Here is an 18,246-nt window from a genome sequence, read left to right as displayed (position 1 = left end):
GGACGGACTTGAGCAGGTGGTATGCTTCACCAATCAACTGCATATCTCCGTATTCAATACCGTTGTGCACCATTTTGACATAGTGTCCGGCACCGTCTGGTCCGATGTACGTGCTGCAGGCATCATCGCCAACTTTGGCAGAGATCGCTGTCAGAATCGGTTCAACCAGTTCGTATGCACTTTCTTGACCACCTGGCATGATTGCTGGGCCTTTCAGTGCGCCTTCTTCGCCGCCGGATACACCAGCGCCAATGAAACGGAATCCTTTCTCTTCCAGCTCTTTGCTGCGACGCTGCGTGTCAGGGAAGTAGGCGTTACCTCCATCAATAATGATATCGCCCTCATCCAGATGAGGCAGCAATTGTTCAATCGTGGCGTCAGTCGCTTTACCGGCTTGAACCATGATCAGAATTTTGCGAGGGGATTCCAGGGATGCCACGAACTCTTCAATGGAGAACGCGCCAGTCAGGTTTTTTCCCTCAGCTTCTTTCAGAAGATCATTCGTTTTCTCCGGGGAACGGTTGAACACCGATACGGAAAATCCCTTACTTTCGATATTCAGGGCCAAGTTTTTGCCCATTACTGCAAGTCCAATAACACCAATTTGTTGTTTACTCATTATGTCCTCCCCATGCTCTTTGTTTTATAGGAAACGTTAAGTCTGATTGAATTCGCTTATCAGAAGTTACCTTATTGAACTGTTTTTTTCCAGTCCGCTGCGAATTTATCCATGCCTTGATCCGTCAGTGGGTGTTTGGAAATTTGTTCAATTACAGAGAATGGAACCGTAGCAATATGTGCTCCAGCCATCGCTACACGTGTAACGTGGTCTGGATGTCTTACGGAAGCTGCGATAATTTGAGCATCCAGGTTATGTGTACGGAACAATTCAGCTACTTTGGCAACCAATTGAACGCCATCTTCCGAGATATCATCAAGACGTCCGAGGAATGGGGATACATAAGTAGCGCCTGCGCGTGCTGCAAGGAGTGCCTGATTCACAGTGAAGATCAACGTTACGTTCGTTTTAACACCTTTTTTGGTCAGGTAACGGCAAGCTTCAAGTCCTGCAAGTGTCATTGGCAGCTTGATTGTAATGTTTTTGTCGTTATTGTTGATTTTGATCAGTTCGTTCGCTTGAGCGATCATTTCTTCAGCTGTAAGGGCATCCGGTGTTACTTCTGCAGATACGGATTCAACTTCAGGTACTTCACGCAAGATTTCCTCAATGCGATCTTCGAATTTAATGCCTTCTTTGGCTACCAGTGATGGGTTAGTTGTTACACCGGACAGGACGCCGATTTTGTATGCTTTTTTGATGTCTTCCAAGTTTGCTGTATCGATGAAAAATTTCATGTTAAAACCCTCCAGTTAATTTGTTTTTTTTGAATTACAAGTTTGAATTTACAGCGAGTGGTGCAGCTAGTGAATCTTCAGCGAATTGTTCTGAAGGCTCATCGAACCACCAGTGATGACCTTCGGCAGCAAGCATCTCGTCTGATTCCACAGGACCATAGCTGCCTGCAGGGTAGAGATGAAGCGGCAGCAGATTTTCCTCAAATGCCTCCAAGATTGGTTGAACCCAAGCCCAGGACAATTCAACTTCATCCCAATGAGCGAAGAACGTTGGATCCCCTTGAAGGGCGTCACGGATCAGGTTCTCATATGCTTCGGCCAGATCTTCCCGATCAGGTGCCAAATCAATGTGAACCGGCTTGAATTCCCCTTTGTTCTGAGGGTCGCTCGCATTGAGTTGAAGTGTCATGCTTTGGTCAGGACTCATTTCAATGACAAGCAGGTTTGGCTTAGAGCCATTGCTCTTCGCTGCATTTGATTGACCAGACGGTTCCTTGAATTCAATGACGATACGTGTTGATTTCTCCTTCATTCGTTTACCTGTGCGGATATAGAATGGAACTCCGCGCCAGAAGAAATCATCAATCTGCAATTTCGCAGCAATAAAGGTATCGTTCATTGTATTTTCAACAACGCCCGGCTCGGCAGCATACGCGCTTACCGCTTTGCCTTGGATGAATCCTTCAGCATATTGTCCACGAATCACGCTTGCACCCACATTTTGTTTCTGCAGCGGCTCGATCGATTCCATAATATGCTTTTTCTTCTGCCCAACCTTTTCGGTCGTGCTGTTGTATGGAAGCTGGATAGCCATCATCATGAGCAATTGCAGCATGTGATTCTGGAACATATCCCGCACGGCTCCAACATGATCATAGTAAGAAGCACGCTCCTCCACGCCTACAGTCTCGTTGGCCGTGATTTGCACGTTGGAGATGTAACGGTTGTTCCACAATGCTTTCATGATCGGATTGCTCTGATGCAAGGTTTCCAAACGCTGTACCATCGGTTTGCCGAGATAATGGTCAATCCGATAGATCTCTTCTTCCGTGAACGCCTCACTCAGTTTGCGATTAAGATCACGGGCCGATTGCAGATCATGACCGAACGGTTTCTCAATTACGAGGCGCTTCCAGCCTTCAGTGGATCCAAGTCCGCTGCTTTGGATATTTTCGGCGATCGGTTCGAAGAATTCTGGGCCGACAGACAGATAGAACAGGCGATTGGACGGAATGCCCAGCTCTGCTTCTCTCTGTTCAACCAATTTTAACAGCTGTATATAATCTTCCTTATGGCTAATATTCAATACATTGTATCGAAAAGCCTGCACGAACGACTTCACACGTTCTGGATCCGGCTCGCGTCTAGAGAATTCATTCAGTGACTTTTCAACTTGTGCCTGAAAAAATTCATCAGACCATTCTCTGCGGCCCAGGCCAATCAGTGAGAAGGTTTCAGGAAGTTTCTGCTCAATATATAAATTGTATAAGGCAGGATATATTTTTCTTTTGGCTAAATCGCCAGTAGCACCAAATAAAATAATGCTCGTTGGTTCCATATCACCGTTCTCCTTCCAAGTAACTCTGGTTTCTTTGCTGTAGTTACACTATAATACGTTTTATAGCCATACAAGTAATTAATATATTTCACAGGAGCTATAGATAATATCTATGACAACAAATTATGAGTTATATAAAGTCTTTTACTGGGCTGCCAAAACCGGAAGTTTGACTCAAGCCGCCAAGGCACTCTATATCACTCAACCCAGCGTCAGCCATGCCATCAAGCAGCTGGAGGAGAGTTTCGGCCTTACGTTGTTTTATCGAAATTCCAAAGGAGTGGCATTGACTCAGGAAGGCGTTAGCCTATATTCCTATATTGAGCAATCCCAGATCCTGATCTCACTTGCGGAAGAGAAAATGGCTGCATTGAAAAGTCTCGACAGTGGAGAGCTTCGAATCGGCGGCAGTGACTCCTTGTTCAAGCATTACATGCTTGCCTACCTGGAAGAATTCCATACTCTCTATCCCAACATTAAGCTGCATCTAAGTCATGGGACAACGCCTGAAGTCATTACCTTTCTGAAAGAGGGCAAAATTGATCTCGGTGTTGTACGGATGCCGATTGTTGATCCGCAGCTGGAAGTCCGCGAAAGCATTCAGCTCAAGGATTGCTTTGTCGCAGGCGAACGTTATGCCCAGTTGAAGGACAAAGTCATGACACTGGATATGCTGCTTGAACACCAGCTTATTCTCTTCTCGCGGAACAGCCGGGTTCGGATGGCCATTACGGAATTGTTTAATAGCTACGGTTACACACTAAAGCCTGAAATTGAGGTCGGGAGCGTGGATCTGCTCATTGAATTCGCACGGCGGGGATTGGGTATTTCCTATGTAACCCGTGAGTTTATCTCCAAGGAGCTGGAAGAAGGTTCACTGTTTGAAATTCAGCTCGATGTCCCTCTTCCCCCTTCACATGTGGGGATTATGACCAAACGGAATATGCCTATTTCCCTGGCAGCCAATCGATTTATGGACCTTATTTTTAAAAGTTAAATAACTCCCTTAACACAAACAAGTGCTTCTACTCCTGGTTAGGAATAAGAAGCACTTGTTTATTGACGACTATTTAGTGACTAATGATAAATTTCGATTTTCACTCCTATAAAACTGCCGACTGCTGTATGCTCATTGCGCTCCGTACATTTGCTCCAGTTCTGCTAGACGGCTCCTGATTCGCTGTGGAATCATCTCATACAGCCTGTCCCACGTTACAAACTTCTCCGGCCCTAGTAAGTACTCCTCAAACTGCATTGTCGGCACAAAGGCTTTGGTCTGGAGATATTTCCTTACCCGTGCATCAATGACTTCATTGGTCTCAAAATAATTCTTGAACAAGTCCTTTACCAAAAGGCCATCACATCCAGCTTGGATACCTGCAGCGGAATACAAATCGGGAAGCAGCTCAAACACGACAGGAAGCGGGGAGAACGCGTGTTTACCTGGCTGTGAATAGAGGCATACGTGACGATCAACCATATTCACCCGATCCTTCAGCATCCCGCGCAGTACTTTACCATGAAAACTGGCTTCACAATCCACTACCTCTCCATCATGCCCCACATAGATCCATACATGTTCCATTTCATACAGGTGCCCTATCTCATAATCCCACCATATCGCATACTCAATCACAAATTGCACGGCCTCAATCGGGAAAAGGATCTCCCGCCTAAACGAAGGTGAAGGACCAGGTTTCTCGAGCAGTGAAATACCAACTAGATCTGGATAAAACGGTTCGTTCTGATCAAACATCAGAATGGGCGCATAACTCATCGCTTTTTCCAGCAATACCGTATCCATTGTCGTCATCAATGTTCCCCTCCGTTAACCCTATGTATGATTACATGCTAAATCTATATTAACCAAGAAACTTGTATGTGTATATTTATGCAAAACAAAAGCCAGTAACCAGACGTGTATTCTGGTCACAGGCTTCGCCATGATCTGAAATGAAACTAAAGTCATCCTTTGGTTTTAGATGCTGGGTTCACTTGATCCGAAACGGACTCCACACAACCAATTGGCGGTCCCAGGATCGCATCATTTTGTATGGATGCAACCGCTTGGGCATAAGCTTCTTCGTCAATGCAGTAGGCTCTATGCGCCACCTCAGGAGGTGTTGCAGCCAGGAAGTCTGCCCCCAGCACAATATCAGGCGTGGGCTGATCAAAGATGGTCAGCAAGTGAACATCGTCCGTATCTGCCACAAACCAGTGAAACCATCCTTTGGGGAAGATGGAGACTTGGCCGGGTTTCAAATGATAATTAATCCGCCTGCGGGCAAAGGGATCAAACACGGAAGTAGTAATCTCTCCACTAATCAGAACAATCATTTCAGTCGTGTTGGTATGCCAGTGAGGCTGAACAATAATCCCCTTGCTCATGTGTACATTGAAAAAGCCATTTTGAATGGTGGGCAGTTGTTCCCCGAATAACTGCGTAACATAATTTCGCGGATCTCGCTGATAGTTCAGTACAACAGTGGAATCACCTGCGAGCTGAATATTCGGGATTTGCAAAATCGGATTGATCATGCTAATTTTTTCCTCCTTATGGGCGAACATCTCATTGTTGTAATGTATTCCCGGAGCATTGAGATCATGCTGTTAAAAGGGGGCTGTATATAATATCTTTAATCCTTGGTCTGTCTGTATTTTCTTGTGAGTCATGGCGTATATGCGGGTAAGAACATATAAGGACGGAAAGGTGGGATTATCATTTGAAGTGGAATACAATCACATATCTCGCACTCGGGATTATCGTCACTTTAGCTCTGGCAGCCTATAGTTCAGCTCCTGATGAGCGTTCGGAGATTCAAACCCTAGAGAACATGCAGAAACGACAGGAAATCCAGATGGAAAGCTATCCAGCGGCGGAAAGTGAAGCATTATCACAAGGAGCCCGAACTAACAAGAAGTCCAGTGAACCCCAGGAGGGTCAGTCACTGTCCGTTACCGAAGTATCCACAAGCATTATTAAAGCTCTTCAAGAAAAAGACATGGAGACTGTAGCTTCATGGGCTTCAGCGGATGGGGTCCGCTTCTCCCCTTTTGCCAACATTGACCCAGTCCATGATCTGGTGTTCACACCAGACGAGATTAGCAACCTAATGAGAGATCCTACCAGATATGTATGGCGAACTGTACCTGATATGGATCATGACAAAATCAAAATGAACTATGCGGATTATCATCTTCAATATGTGTATAACAAGGACTTTATTCATGATGGCGAAAACGCCGTGAATGTTATTCTTGGCCAAGATGCTCATCCTGGCAATTTACACGAGATATATCCCGAGGCCAATCATGATTTCGTTGAATTTCATGTTAAAGGCTCAGATGCACAGGGAAGAGATTGGCATACACTGCGTCTGGTATTTGAAAAGATCGGTCAGGACCACATCCTTGTCGGAATTGTCCATGATCAAGGGATACTCTGATAAGACTCTTCTTTTCTAGCACTCTTGTAGCCCAGACTGCAATATAAATAACGCCCCCGACCTGAATGGAAATGAGGTCTGAGGCGTTTTTGAATGCCTATAATATTCTATTTTAGGTTTTCTCACGCAAACTTTATCCTAGAGAATTGAATTACACTTCAGTCAAGCCAGATCAAGATGCCCGCAGCGTTGTTCCACAATACTCACAATCTGTTGATTGTTTAGGATAGACTTTCGCTTTCGCTCCGCATCCAGGACAATTCACCGATACTGGCCCTTGAGGTTCTTCATCTTCTTCTCTATTATCTGCTTCTCTATCATTTCCTATATTGGACAAGTCCATATTGTTGAAATTATAGGTGTTGTGGCTTGTGTAGCTGTTGTTACTCGTGTAGCTAACCGTGTTGCTGCTGTAACTTGAACTAAATCATATCGTTATCAAATACCTAGGCTCAGGATATTCGAACTGTCGTTCCACAGTATTCACATTCTGTCGACATATTTGGATATACTTTTGCTTTGGCTCCACATCCAGGGCAATTAACCGAAACAGCCTCTTGGGGTTTCTCAAACTCATCTTCATGTTGTTCATACTCTTCATCATATTCTTCCTCGTAATATTCTTCATGATTGGAGTGGTGGTGGTAAGGATCAGCCCCATAAGTATGAGGGTGAAATTTCGGTTTACTACACATTTTAATCCCCGTTACAAGCACGATAACACCAGGTACAAAGAATATAATGGTACTAATGACGGCAACATCCGTGCCTTCTGATACTAAAAACAGCGAGAAAAGAATAGTTAGCGATGAAATCAAAATTAAGATGATCCCGAAAAATTTTTTCACAGCTTTTCCTCCTGAAAACTCATGATTTGCTAGCGATTAATTGTCGATTCCGCTCAGTTAACCGGTATTTTAATTGTGATAATTGCCCAGCAAGCCGCTCGCTGTTAATCCCTTCACCGGAAGCATATTGATTGGCAAGCTCACTATTCAATAATTCAATATCCAGCAAAACTTGGTGATCGTTATATGTAAGTGAATCTGGAGTAATGGGATCACTGTATCTTACTAGCTCAATGAGGGATATGACATCTCTCCTCTGCTCATCCATGGATGCTGTTAGAGGATTTCCCAGCGTATGATGTAATTGTTGAAGAGCTTTTTCGATTTGCTGCAGGGTTACCATTTTCGTTTGCACGCCTGCTTCCTGACGTTGCATATTTCGAATATAAATCAAAATAATGCCGCACAGAATCAATGTCAGGGCCAATGTTACGATATGTGCTAACGTGAATAAGCGAAGTGAAAGATGAGCTATGCTTGTGAATAGGGAGTAAAAGACTACACAAAGGAGGTACATGACTGCAACTACACCCAATGCTGTATAACCAGGCACAAACCGTTTAACCTGTTCCAAATTCCTCATGATATAACGTACATATATCCAGATAGCAGTAATCGCGACGTAGGAAGCGACCAGATTGATCCAAAATGCAACAGACCCAACCGCATCATTAAATATCGTAAATGAAACGACAGAGGTTACCACGATACAGATCAGATAGATCGCATTTAAAATCAGGAAATTACTTTGTTTCGTAGTCACTAGACCTGTCCCCCCTCTTGCAGATTGTGTCCGCAATCCAGACAGAACTTCTGACCCGGTTTCACTTCATGCTGACATTGACTGCATTTTAATGCCAGATTGGTGCCACAATTGCCGCAAAATTTGGTATTTCCAGAATTCATGTGGCTACATTTTGGACAAGGACTTGGCATGGGCTGATGACACTGAATACATTCTACAGCGGTCTCCTGATTATCTGCTCCGCACGAAGGGCATGCATGATATTTGTCACCGCAATTAGGGCAAAATTTGGTCCCCTTTTGTAATGAATGTCCACAATTATTGCAATCCGTTGATGCTGCTTCCTTTTTCAAAGACTTACCGCATTTACTGCAAAAAGAGGCTTGTTCCTGATTCGGATGGTGGCAGTGCTCACACATTTGCATGGTTGGTGTTTCAGTAGTAGACATTACCCGTGACATTTGGGACATTTCACTGCTGAAGGAACCTCCGAGACCAACACCCATTCCCATACCTAGCCCTGCACCCATAATGTCGGACTGCATGCTTCCTTCATTTTTGGCTGCCCCTTCAAGCGTATCGAAAGAACGTTCCTGCTGATAGGTGTACCCGATAATATCCATCTCGGCTTTGCGTGCCAGTGCTTCCCTCAACCGGATGACCGAAGGGTCCTCTTCAGGCAGATTGATATTGTGAATATAAAGATTAATTAACTCGATGCCGAACTCATCAAATGTAGAAGCTATTGTATCTGCAAAATGCCGAGATATTTCTGCGATATAGGCGTTGATTTCCAAGACACTAACTTTTCTATGTACTAAATAGGAAGACAACATGGAGTTGATATTCATAATGATTAGCCCACGGAAATAATTGACCAGATTGATTTGGTTAAATTCAGGCAATGTTCCTACCAACTTGACCAGAAATTTGCGTGAATCAGCAATTTTGATTCCCATCTGTCCAAAAGTCCTTACAGGAACGATAATGTTATATTTGGGGTCTTGTATCTGAATCGGATTTGCTGTTCCCCATTTGACATCCAGAGCGCTTACTTGGTTTACATACCATACTTCTGCTGCAAAAGGTGACTTCCCACCGAACGGTAGGTTAACAATCCGGTTTAAAATCGGAATATTTGCGGTACTCAACGTATGGCGTCCCGGACCGAATAAATCTAACGCCCTTCCATCCTTGAAAAGTATAGCTTGTTGTGACTGATTCACAATCAGTTGGGTCCACGTTCCCAGTTCGTTCTCTGGATGCTTCCAGGCAAACACATCCGGTGAGCCATCATACTTAATTACATCAATAATTGCCATGTTCAATTCCTCACTTCAGTATATGATTACTACAAAAGCTCAATCAGGCTATGATTCTAAAATCTCACTTATTAAACAAACTAGTTAAACGACTATATATTATTCTACGGAATTCTTGTTTAAGCATTGCTATTTTACCATTTCTAACCTCCTTTCGCATCAAAATAGTTCATATTTCCTGTGTTATTTTTCCTAAATAATTATTTCTGCTCCAGGCAAAAAAACGCCTTTTGGCATTTAGAATGCAAAAGACGCTTAAATGTAATTTCGTAGTAACTTTATGAAAAGTATACTCCTGTTTTCTAGTTTAAAATCGCTTCGATAAATGGTACAGGTTCCTTCAAAAATGCATCAAACGTTCCGAGGTTCCCATATTCCTGATGTTCTATATCAACGTAACCAATAAGCTTTTTACGGGGATTCCAGACCAGATGAATATGGGAGTATTGATCTACATCCGCGGATAAACGAAGCAGTTTTTGTCTGCCCATCTTCATCTCCACAGTGTCTAACAGACTAAATAAATCTACATATCTAATCCCTGATTCGTTATCCGGCAATTCCAATTTCTGTGGTCCTTCGTTAAGAAAATGAACGATTTCCTTCGGCAGCTTGTAAGGCTTTAACGCATGCAACTTGTTACTTAAGTCATGGAATTCCTTCGGTTCGCGAGCCTTTAAGTAATCGGCCATCTCGTCATTTTTTTGACTAACTGCAATCGTGTATGCCCGTTCCCCGTCCTTTTCCTGAATGGTCACATCTGCCCCCTGTTCCACGAGAAACTGAACCATCTTCATATTGTTGTTGCGAGCCGCGACAGTAAGCGGGGTTGCTCTATAAGGGTACACCATATCCGGTTCATTATAGTTAATGTCTACCCCTTCATCCAGCAAGTACTGTATCGTTCTCATATCATGGTCAGACACAGCTGTGCGCAATATTTTCCCACCAAATTTCCGAATATCCAGTCCTAGCTCGTTCAGCACAGCTATATTCTTTTTGTTTCCGTAATAGGCCTCATCGTACGCACTCGATTTCACCTTGTTTAAACCAGTCAACTTCGCACCCTTGTGGTGCAGATACCTGATGACCTCTTCTCCGCCATATCTGGCTGCGGTAAGAATAGCCGGCTTCCCTTTCATATTGAGATTGACACCGTTCTCTACGAATAACTCTACGATCTTCTTTTGATTGGTGATCAGAGCAAGCTCTAGCGGTGTCAAAGCTATGTATTTACTGAGGGCGATCGATTCTTCCAAGTCCACACCCTCGCTAATCGATTCTTCTACAGCAGCAGTATCTCCCTTATAGATTGCCATGGCGAAATCAGGCAGCGTTTCAAACGTTCCTTGACTTCCAATTTTGAACAAAGGTGTACCCTCCCAATGGTTAATATTAATAAGAAAACTACTTTTAGTCATCTACTCTATTATACCTTCGATCTATATTTTTGCCTAAACGGATCTCATCTCCTTCACCACATTTGAGCTCTGCACTATCCTATGCTAATATTATGAACACCTATTTTATTACCAACCTCAGAAAGGAACATTATGAATCCTTCATCCGTACAATCTATATTTCAACAACAGATTCCGTCATTGGACCTGCGAAGCTGTCTCGTCAGCATGCGAGGGGAGAATATATACAAGCATTATCGCAATCAGGAAGCAGCAAGTCAGATCGCCAAAGTCAATTCTTGCACCAAAAGCGTGCTGTCTGCACTTATCTGTATCGCTATGGATCACGGTTGGCTACCAGATGCATCTACTCCACTGTCCGCCTTTTTTCCGGCGCTGGTTTCAGATCCTGACCCCCGGAAATCGCAAATCACCCTGGAACAGCTACTCACCATGACAGCCGGTTTCAACTGGGATGAGTTTGGCGGACAGAATTCGTTTCCACGTATGACACGCACGGAACATTGGGTGAACTTTGCGTTGGAACAACGTCTCAGTCATACGCCCGGAACCCATATGGAATACAATTCGGGGGTCTCCCAAATTCTTGCGGCCATCCTCATGCAACATACAGGAATGAGTGTAGCTGGATTCGCAGAACGTTATTTATTTGGTCCATTAGGGATTACGGAGTATCAGTGGGAGTGTGATCCTCAGGGTGTACATACCGGAGGATTCGGGTTAAAGATGCTGCCCGATGATTTGCTGAAATTCGGTCAGCTCTTTTTGCAGGAAGGCATGTGGCATGGTGAGCGTTTGATTTCAAGTGAACTGGTTAACCGTTCTACAGAAGCATTCATTCCCGTGACACCACCGAATCGTGGGAGCTACGGCTGGCATTGGTGGGTCGATACTTGCAAGATTGATAATCCATCTGAATGTAGTGAAAAACGTGAACCATCGCCCTTCTCAGAGTCCACCTCCATTAACAGCGGTGACCAAAACAAAACTGTACTCGACTATTATTACGCCCGCGGATTCGGCGGTCAGTTTGTATACATTGTTCCTGAGCTGGAGCTTGTTACGGTCCTGACGAACGACAAGCGAAAAAAGGAAAAGCCTCCTCTGGATGTTTTCCCTAGATTGATCGCTCCACAGTTACTTAGTCTATTGTAGACCGCATCTATCAGTTTATATATAACCCCGTTAACCCCAACCATGACCGGATATTTTCCGATCGGTTGGGGTTATTTGCGTACATTTTTACTTCGTTACACCTCAAAAATTGTCTCTTCAATTGCACGCGTTATCGGATACGGACCTGACTCCTTATTGGAGAGAACGACCAGTTGCGCAGCATGTCCAGGATATACCGAAGACATAAACGACACGCCAGGATCAAATCCCATGACATGTATTTTGAATAACCCTTCATCTTTTTGATCAACCCATACACCACGTCCATAGTAAGTCTCACCTTCTTCATGAACATGAGGTGTAATTAGATGTTGTGTTGTCGATTCACTCAATAATTGATAAGTTAACAGTCCATCCCAGAAACGAATCATATCAGGTGCTGTTGTATACGCCCCACCATCGGCCCCGCCCTTGATTGGGATTGAGAATATGTTGGTGTTCCAGGTTCCATCCTCATGGTCGATATATCCGATTGCTGTGTTTCGAGGAAGTTGATCGGTCAAAAAATAACCAGAATTCGTCATTCCGCAACGTTTAAAAATGTGTTCCTTTACATATTCCGTGAAGGGTTGTCCCGATTGTTCTTCCACAATTAAGCCTAAAACGATAAATCCCGCATTATTATAGTGGAAACGTTCACCCGGAGCTGACTTCATCGGCAGATGCTGGAACATCGGCAAAAAGTCGCTCCCATTCCGCATGGAATAGACAGGCCGTTCTTCCCACAATTCAGCGAAATCCTCCATGACCTCTTCGTCAAAGTAATCCGGTATGCCTGAGGTGTGCGTTAGCAATTGATGAATGGTAATCTCCTTGTTCCACAGAGAAGAATTAATATTCAATGCATCCACAAGCTTTGTGTCATATGACAGCCTGCCCTGTTCAATCAGTTGACATATGCTCACTGCCGTGAAGATTTTGCACCCTGATGCAATTCCAAATCGGGTATCGATCTGATTGAGAAGCTCATCGCTGCGATTTGCGTATCCCCGGCTCAGATTCAAGAGTGTCTGTCCGTTTTGTTTTAACAGAACTACTCCTGAAAAATCATTAGAATTCATTACTTCTTCCACTTTACGTGCTAGATCCGTTATATTCGTCATTTATTATTCACCTACTGTATTGATTTTCCAAACAAATATACCTTCTTAATCTGCCTTTTTATAAATTTCATAACGGTTAGCAGTTACAAATTCAGCTTCTCTTTCAGAGCAAGCTCCATACTTTTCGTAATTACTCCTACCTTCTGACAAGGTCATATGGTTGGGTCCACTATACCGGCTTGGTTCATTGTTACCATCGTCCTCCCAGAAGCAAACTGGACAAATATCATATTCCCCTCGTTGTTCCAAGGTTTCGTAATGACAACAGGGACAGGGTAATAATTTCTCTACGTAGCCTTCAACCTCAATATGGCTTCCTACGATCTCTGAGACGAGTTTAGATAAATATTCGTTAGGGATTCCGTAGAAACTGCCTTCTGTAACCTTCAATAACAATTCATTATACCGGTTGTCCATTACATCATGTGTTGGTACATCTGAACTTAATAGTTCCTCCTGCAGCACCTTTGAAAAAAAATGAAACTCAGGGTCATGTTCATCGATTCCCCAAGAATTCCATAACATGGCCTCACGTTCATCCCTAGTAAGTTTAGTAATATCATTTTCTATGATTATCTTTATAGCTTCTTTCCTTAACACCATATCACCCCATATAGACCTTTACTATGTAGCTATTCTCTATCCTATTAAGATTCCGCTATAAGCCCCTTTACTTTTGATTCAAATACATCCCACTTTAGATCAAACCCCTTTTCAAAGCTCCACCCGTTTGAACGAAGTTTCTCGCCTAAACCAATGAAATTAGCACGCTGCTCATCATTTAAGCTTACATCAAAAAGTTCTTCACTATACTTGAACTTATCCAAGTACTCGAGCAATGCCCAGAACGTATCGTCTTTCTTATTGTCTTCCTCCATTCCATGATTTAAGAGAATAGAATCAAGGGCATCATCAAGTTTCTCTGTAACGAGGGTTTCATTTTGCCAATTATGATCGATTTGGTACTGAATCGTGTCTTCAAGTTGAGCTAGATCTCTGTAAATGGAAGAATTCAATAATTCATTTTTAATTTCTTGTTTCCTGCCTGCACGTTCATGATTTTGAAAAAATGCCAAATTCCCGAGCAGTGAGAATATCAAGATTACTTTAAACCAGTCTGATTTTTTCATATTCTCCTCTTTTCCTCACCACTTAGATATTCCCTTTCGATGACGTAAAATAATAAAAAACCGAATATGAGGCCACTAATGGTATGAGGTGTTGTTCCAGAAGTGATCAATAGATAACCCAAGGGAAAATCATAATATGAAATAGGTAAACCATACCAATACAACAACGGAAATAAAGTGATATAGAGTGAAGGTATGCCGAATATACAGAGCTTAATCCAATTTATTTTCCATTCTCCAGGCTTTCGCAGTAAATCAAATAACCTTAGCAAACCAAGTAATACACCAAAGAACATTGGAAATAAAACAGAAAAAACAATACTTGCTTGAGGTTGAAACGTCGTACGAGCTTCTAGCTGTAAATATTGTTGATATTTTAGCCCTAATATAAAGACCAAGACCATTATTAGTAATAATCCCAAATAAACAAACAAGTTATTTAACAATAACTTTTTCATATATTCACCTCATTTAGTTTAATAACCCATACTCCCCAAGTATAGCTTTATTAAGAAACAATATCATTTAATAAACGCTATTTCATATGGATTTGTTTGTTTTTTATCACTAAAATATCCTGCTCTCTGGGTGAATGTCTCCAATAAAATAAAAAAGCCGCTAAATTAGCGACATTAATCAGAGTATATTCTTTTCTCTTGACATCTGAAGAAAGCCCGGGCAGTTAATCATCACTTTTTATTTGTAGACTTTGCATTTACTAGATAATACAGCGTCACGTAGATAGCGAGAATAAATACGCCAAAAAACAGGCAAAACGCAAGCGATGGACGACTGATACTTTCTATCATTAAGTTAAACAGCAAATCACGATTAGTTAATGCATCCCAGCTGTTAAGTCGGTAGACCCTGCCGAGCAATACACCGTAACTCCCCAACGCACAGCCCGCCAATACAAAGACCCATGATGCCACATTTCCCATTTTCCGATGTATGATCTCTTGGATCTGGTACATGGACAGAAATCCAAGCAGCAGACCTGTCCAGACAAACATCAGCAAGACAATCAGATCGTACCAATACTTATAATCCAGACCGTTGCCAGCATAATAACGGGAGCTTCTCGCCGTCAAATGAACAAGATCAGTTACGATATAAGACGCATTCGGGAAAAACAATAACCATAAGAGCCCACTTGCCACCGCAAGCCATGGAGCAGCTCTCCACTTCGATGCACTGAAGCCATATGCTATATAAGAGAAAACAAAAGGAATCCAAGCCAAAAACATATTCCAGATGAGAAATCGGTAATAACGTTGGTCCAGCCAATCAGCAGCTGCAAAGTACAGTCCTACTGTCACCACAGTAACTACGCTTAGGAACATAAAAACTTTAAAATAATTCAGCTGTCTCAATAGTGCCTACCTCACTTATTTTCGGAAATTGCGAATGATCACTTCCATCCTTATCCTAAAAAATGCATCAATCACCACATTAGGATCATACCACGTAATCAGTGAGAATCAAATTTATCTGAGTTCGGTACTACTATGAAGTCCCTTGAAAAATATTATCCCAATACTGGAATCCATACTTGAATAGCACAAAAGCGGCTGTTCCGTTGATAGGAGCACGCCGCTTTTAATTTGTTCACTTTTTCTTCTCCATTGCCGTTCAATGACCTCCTGCTGCAATGGTCCTTAATTTATCTGGATTCACAACCAGATAAACCGCCTCAATTCGTTGACCGGACAAGTCGGACTGAATGCATATGACTTCGCTTACCTCTCCATTGTTCATGAGTGCAATCTGCACTTCTCCATTGATGATGGTTGGCACCCACTCCCGCTCCCTTAATCGGGTAAGCACACGCCGTGAAGTCAGAAGAGCTAGGACACCCTTGTGAACCTTCATCGTTCTCATCACCGTATGTACCCGCCCACCACCGTCAGCAGTGAATACTGGTTGTTCAGAGAGCAGTTCGAGCATGGCCGTCACATCATAAGCAAGAAAGGCTGTCGTGAAACGCGCGAGCAATTTTTCTTTGGTAGCATCATCTGTGGTGGTCTGGACCTTATCCGGAAGTTGCTCCGGCAGGTTACGTCTGGCCCGACTAAAAATTTGACGGCAATTGCTCTCCTTTTTGCCAATCCAATCGGCAATCTCCCGGTACTCATACTGAAAGGCTTCACGAAGTACAAATACAGCCCGCTCCACGGGTGTCATACGTTCCAGCAGTACCATATAGGCATAGGAGATCATTTCTTTCTGCTCATAGGTTTGTTCAGGCAGATCCAGCGCCTCGCCTATCGGCTCCGGAAGCCACTCACCAACATAATGTTCTCTTTGATTGCGTGCGGAATTCAGCAGATTCAGGCTCCGATTTACTACAAGTTTGGCAATGTAAGATTTGGGATTACGGATAATCTCGTCAGATTTGCTTTGCAGCCCTGCAAAGCAGTCCTGTACGACATCCTCTGCCTCCATAACACTCCCAAGCATTCGATAAGCAATGGAGAACGCATACGCTTTATAACGGATATACAGTTCACCAACTTCCAGAGAAGACTCTTCCGGTTCAGTGGTGAGTTTATCAGGATTCATATGAAGGCCTCCTCTGGCAGCGGTATTTGAAATGTTTAATTAAAGCAGCCTGGATACATGCCTGTCGTGATTGCGATTCGGTTCCAGTTGTTAATGGTATTGATCGCCATAACCAGATCTACCAGTTCTGCTTCACTAAAGTGTTCCCGGACCTTATTGTATATTTCCAGTGGAACCCCTTGTTCAGAAACTCGGGTCACAGCTTCAGCCAGTTCAAGCATAACACGTTCTTTTTCCGTAAATAAAGGAGCTTCGCGCCAAACGCTAAGCAGCAAGATATGATCTGCATAATCACCCAGCTTCATCAGATCTTTGGCATGCATATCAAGACAGAAGGCACAACCATTGATTTGTGAAACTCTGATTTTTAACAGTTCATATAATACTTTATCTTCAAATTGACCCGATATAAACTGCTCCATTGCCATTAATGCCTTGAAAGCCCCCGGATTCGCTGCTCTGTAATTCATTCTCAAAGTCATCTCATTCGCCTCCGTATTGTAGTGTACATACTGAAGACAAATGAACAGATGAATCTGTGACATTCATTTCATAAAAAAATTATGGAGGATAATTAGTATCTCCAACCATTACCAATAATAGGACGCTGTACAGTGTACGGCATATAATCTGACTCTGATGGTACATAAGCAGCATTTGGATGATGCCCATACGTCGGATTCATTGGATCGGGGTAAATAAATTCCGGACTTGGCGCGTATTGCATCTGTACATAAGGCTGAACGTTTGGTTGAATGTTTGGTTGGACGTTCGGCTGGCTGTTTGGTTTAGGCATGTTATCGGCAGCTGGTGACACTTGAGTTGCACAATCTGCAGGCGGTCCAATGAATACCGTCTTTTGAATAGGAGCTAAAGTCTCTTTAACCTTGTTCTCATCCAGACAATACGTATGGGCCAGTACACTTGCAGGCGTCAGACGCAAAATGTCTGAACCAAATATCGCTTCTGGGACCGGAGCATCGAAAATAGCCAGCAGGTGAGTCTGATCAACCGTCGCAACTTCATAATGCCACCAGCCTTGGGGAACATTCGCTACTTGGCCAGGACTAATAGGGAAGTTTAATAACTCGTTGGTAAAGGGGTTAATGAGGGATACGACTGCAGAACCACTAATACAATAGACCAGTTCTGTTGCATTTTGATGTATGTGAGGTTCAACGACATTGCCAGTACTCAAATAAATATCCAGCAGGGATGCATTTCCTAATGTATTTAGCTGTTTAATTGATAGGGAATTGATGTAGTTATTTTCATCCTTTTTGAACAATTGATTCTGGTTCACATCAAACGTGAACTGTGTGGTTGGTAACGTATAATCCATATAAGAAGTCGCCAAAATTTAACGCCTGCCCTTCGCTCATGGTTTAGGTAAAAACCTATACGCCAGCTTATGCCCTGGGCATTTATGCGTGAGCCCAATTTTGCAGGAGCCGATTTCGGGACAAATAAAAACATGAAAAACCCTTGAGCCATTTCAAGGGTTCTAATATAAACAAACAGGATCAAGAGTAAAGGAAGGTGATTACCTTATACTCTAGATCCTGTCTGTCAATGCTGA

The 18,246-nt window shown here is 43.0% G+C and carries 20 protein-coding genes; 3 read left to right on the top strand and 17 right to left on the bottom strand.

Annotation, left to right across the window (positions count from 1 at the left end; genetic code table 11):
- The 3 genes from CHH60_RS00100 to zwf form a co-directional block, all read right to left on the bottom strand.
- Positions 1-619, bottom strand: a 619-nt coding sequence (locus CHH60_RS00100) for an NAD(P)-binding domain-containing protein (RefSeq protein WP_176475917.1), incomplete at its 3' end; no start/stop codon positions are given.
- A 71-nt stretch (positions 620-690) separates the two neighbouring features.
- Positions 691-1,356: a fructose-6-phosphate aldolase gene (fsa, locus tag CHH60_RS00095; protein WP_095357317.1), complete on the bottom strand. Its 666-nt coding sequence runs from the start codon at positions 1,354-1,356 to the stop codon at positions 691-693.
- Positions 1,357-1,390: 34 nt separating this feature from the next.
- Positions 1,391-2,914: a glucose-6-phosphate dehydrogenase gene (gene zwf, locus CHH60_RS00090; RefSeq protein WP_095357316.1), complete on the bottom strand. Its 1,524-nt coding sequence runs from the start codon at positions 2,912-2,914 to the stop codon at positions 1,391-1,393.
- A gap of 112 nt (positions 2,915-3,026) precedes the next feature.
- Between zwf and CHH60_RS00085 the strand changes: the two genes are divergently transcribed.
- Positions 3,027-3,911 (top strand): LysR family transcriptional regulator, encoded by an 885-nt coding sequence (locus tag CHH60_RS00085; RefSeq protein WP_095286386.1) that lies wholly within the window; start codon positions 3,027-3,029, stop codon positions 3,909-3,911.
- Positions 3,912-4,043: 132 nt separating this feature from the next.
- Here the strand turns inward: CHH60_RS00085 and CHH60_RS00080 are convergent, their stop codons facing one another.
- Together CHH60_RS00080 and CHH60_RS00075 are read right to left on the bottom strand one after the other, a co-directional pair.
- Entirely contained in the window at positions 4,044-4,727 is a 684-nt protein-coding gene (locus CHH60_RS00080) for a hypothetical protein (RefSeq protein WP_095357315.1), read from the bottom strand.
- Positions 4,728-4,879: 152 nt separating this feature from the next.
- Positions 4,880-5,452 (bottom strand): cupin domain-containing protein, encoded by a 573-nt coding sequence (locus tag CHH60_RS00075; protein ID WP_095357314.1) that lies wholly within the window; start codon positions 5,450-5,452, stop codon positions 4,880-4,882.
- A 185-nt stretch (positions 5,453-5,637) separates the two neighbouring features.
- Between CHH60_RS00075 and CHH60_RS00070 the strand changes: the two genes are divergently transcribed.
- Entirely contained in the window at positions 5,638-6,360 is a 723-nt protein-coding gene (locus tag CHH60_RS00070; RefSeq protein ID WP_095357313.1) for a hypothetical protein, read from the top strand.
- Between the two features lie 452 nt (positions 6,361-6,812).
- Here CHH60_RS00070 and CHH60_RS00065 read toward each other — a convergent pair whose 3' ends face one another.
- The 4 genes from CHH60_RS00065 to CHH60_RS00050 form a co-directional block, all read right to left on the bottom strand.
- Entirely contained in the window at positions 6,813-7,208 is a 396-nt protein-coding gene (locus CHH60_RS00065; protein WP_095357312.1) for a hypothetical protein, read from the bottom strand.
- A gap of 19 nt (positions 7,209-7,227) precedes the next feature.
- Complete coding sequence (locus tag CHH60_RS00060; RefSeq protein WP_095357311.1) at positions 7,228-7,971, bottom strand: hypothetical protein; 744 nt, start codon at positions 7,969-7,971, stop codon at positions 7,228-7,230.
- The gene (locus CHH60_RS00055; protein ID WP_095357310.1) at positions 7,971-9,275 is read right to left on the bottom strand and encodes an SPFH domain-containing protein; all 1,305 of its coding nucleotides are present in this window, start codon (positions 9,273-9,275) and stop codon (positions 7,971-7,973) included. Before CHH60_RS00055 ends, CHH60_RS00060 begins: the two co-directional genes overlap by 1 nt.
- A gap of 302 nt (positions 9,276-9,577) precedes the next feature.
- Positions 9,578-10,645, bottom strand: coding sequence for an ankyrin repeat domain-containing protein (locus tag CHH60_RS00050; protein ID WP_441339367.1), 1,068 nt, complete (start codon positions 10,643-10,645; stop codon positions 9,578-9,580).
- A gap of 183 nt (positions 10,646-10,828) precedes the next feature.
- Here CHH60_RS00050 and CHH60_RS00045 point away from each other — a divergent pair, with 183 nt between their 5' ends.
- The gene (locus CHH60_RS00045) at positions 10,829-11,851 is read left to right on the top strand and encodes a serine hydrolase domain-containing protein (protein WP_095357308.1); all 1,023 of its coding nucleotides are present in this window, start codon (positions 10,829-10,831) and stop codon (positions 11,849-11,851) included.
- Between the two features lie 95 nt (positions 11,852-11,946).
- On the opposite strand, the gene CHH60_RS00040 is transcribed toward CHH60_RS00045, so the two are convergent.
- From CHH60_RS00040 to CHH60_RS00005, 8 genes are all read right to left on the bottom strand, one after another.
- A complete protein-coding gene (locus CHH60_RS00040) occupies positions 11,947-12,975 on the bottom strand; it encodes a serine hydrolase domain-containing protein (RefSeq protein ID WP_095357307.1) in 1,029 nt (342 codons plus the stop codon).
- Positions 12,976-13,020: 45 nt separating this feature from the next.
- Positions 13,021-13,575 (bottom strand): CPCC family cysteine-rich protein, encoded by a 555-nt coding sequence (locus CHH60_RS00035; protein WP_255247749.1) that lies wholly within the window; start codon positions 13,573-13,575, stop codon positions 13,021-13,023.
- 47 nt (positions 13,576-13,622) lie between these two features.
- On the bottom strand, positions 13,623-14,105 hold the full coding sequence (locus CHH60_RS00030; RefSeq protein ID WP_095357306.1) for a hypothetical protein: 483 nt from the start codon (positions 14,103-14,105) through the stop codon (positions 13,623-13,625).
- Positions 14,102-14,563, bottom strand: a complete 462-nt coding sequence (locus CHH60_RS00025) for a hypothetical protein (protein WP_095357305.1) — start codon at positions 14,561-14,563, stop codon at positions 14,102-14,104. The genes CHH60_RS00030 and CHH60_RS00025 overlap by 4 nt, the downstream gene beginning before the upstream one ends.
- Before the next feature lie 231 nt (positions 14,564-14,794).
- Positions 14,795-15,478: a DUF1361 domain-containing protein gene (locus tag CHH60_RS00020; protein WP_095357304.1), complete on the bottom strand. Its 684-nt coding sequence runs from the start codon at positions 15,476-15,478 to the stop codon at positions 14,795-14,797.
- Positions 15,479-15,737: 259 nt separating this feature from the next.
- Positions 15,738-16,667 carry a sigma-70 family RNA polymerase sigma factor gene (locus tag CHH60_RS00015; RefSeq protein ID WP_095357303.1) on the bottom strand — a complete coding sequence of 310 codons (930 nt, stop codon included), beginning with the start codon at positions 16,665-16,667 and terminating at the stop codon, positions 15,738-15,740.
- A gap of 35 nt (positions 16,668-16,702) precedes the next feature.
- Positions 16,703-17,149: a carboxymuconolactone decarboxylase family protein gene (locus CHH60_RS00010; RefSeq protein ID WP_095357302.1), complete on the bottom strand. Its 447-nt coding sequence runs from the start codon at positions 17,147-17,149 to the stop codon at positions 16,703-16,705.
- Positions 17,150-17,241: 92 nt separating this feature from the next.
- On the bottom strand, positions 17,242-18,024 hold the full coding sequence (locus CHH60_RS00005; protein WP_095357301.1) for a cupin domain-containing protein: 783 nt from the start codon (positions 18,022-18,024) through the stop codon (positions 17,242-17,244).
- Positions 18,025-18,246: the final 222 nt, after the last annotated feature.

Origin of the sequence: Paenibacillus sp. 7523-1 (assembly GCF_002276415.1) — a bacterium.
In the GTDB taxonomy this organism is placed as follows: Bacteria; Bacillota; Bacilli; order Paenibacillales; family Paenibacillaceae; genus Paenibacillus; species Paenibacillus illinoisensis_A.
This window is presented reverse-complemented; position numbering and strand designations above follow the sequence as displayed.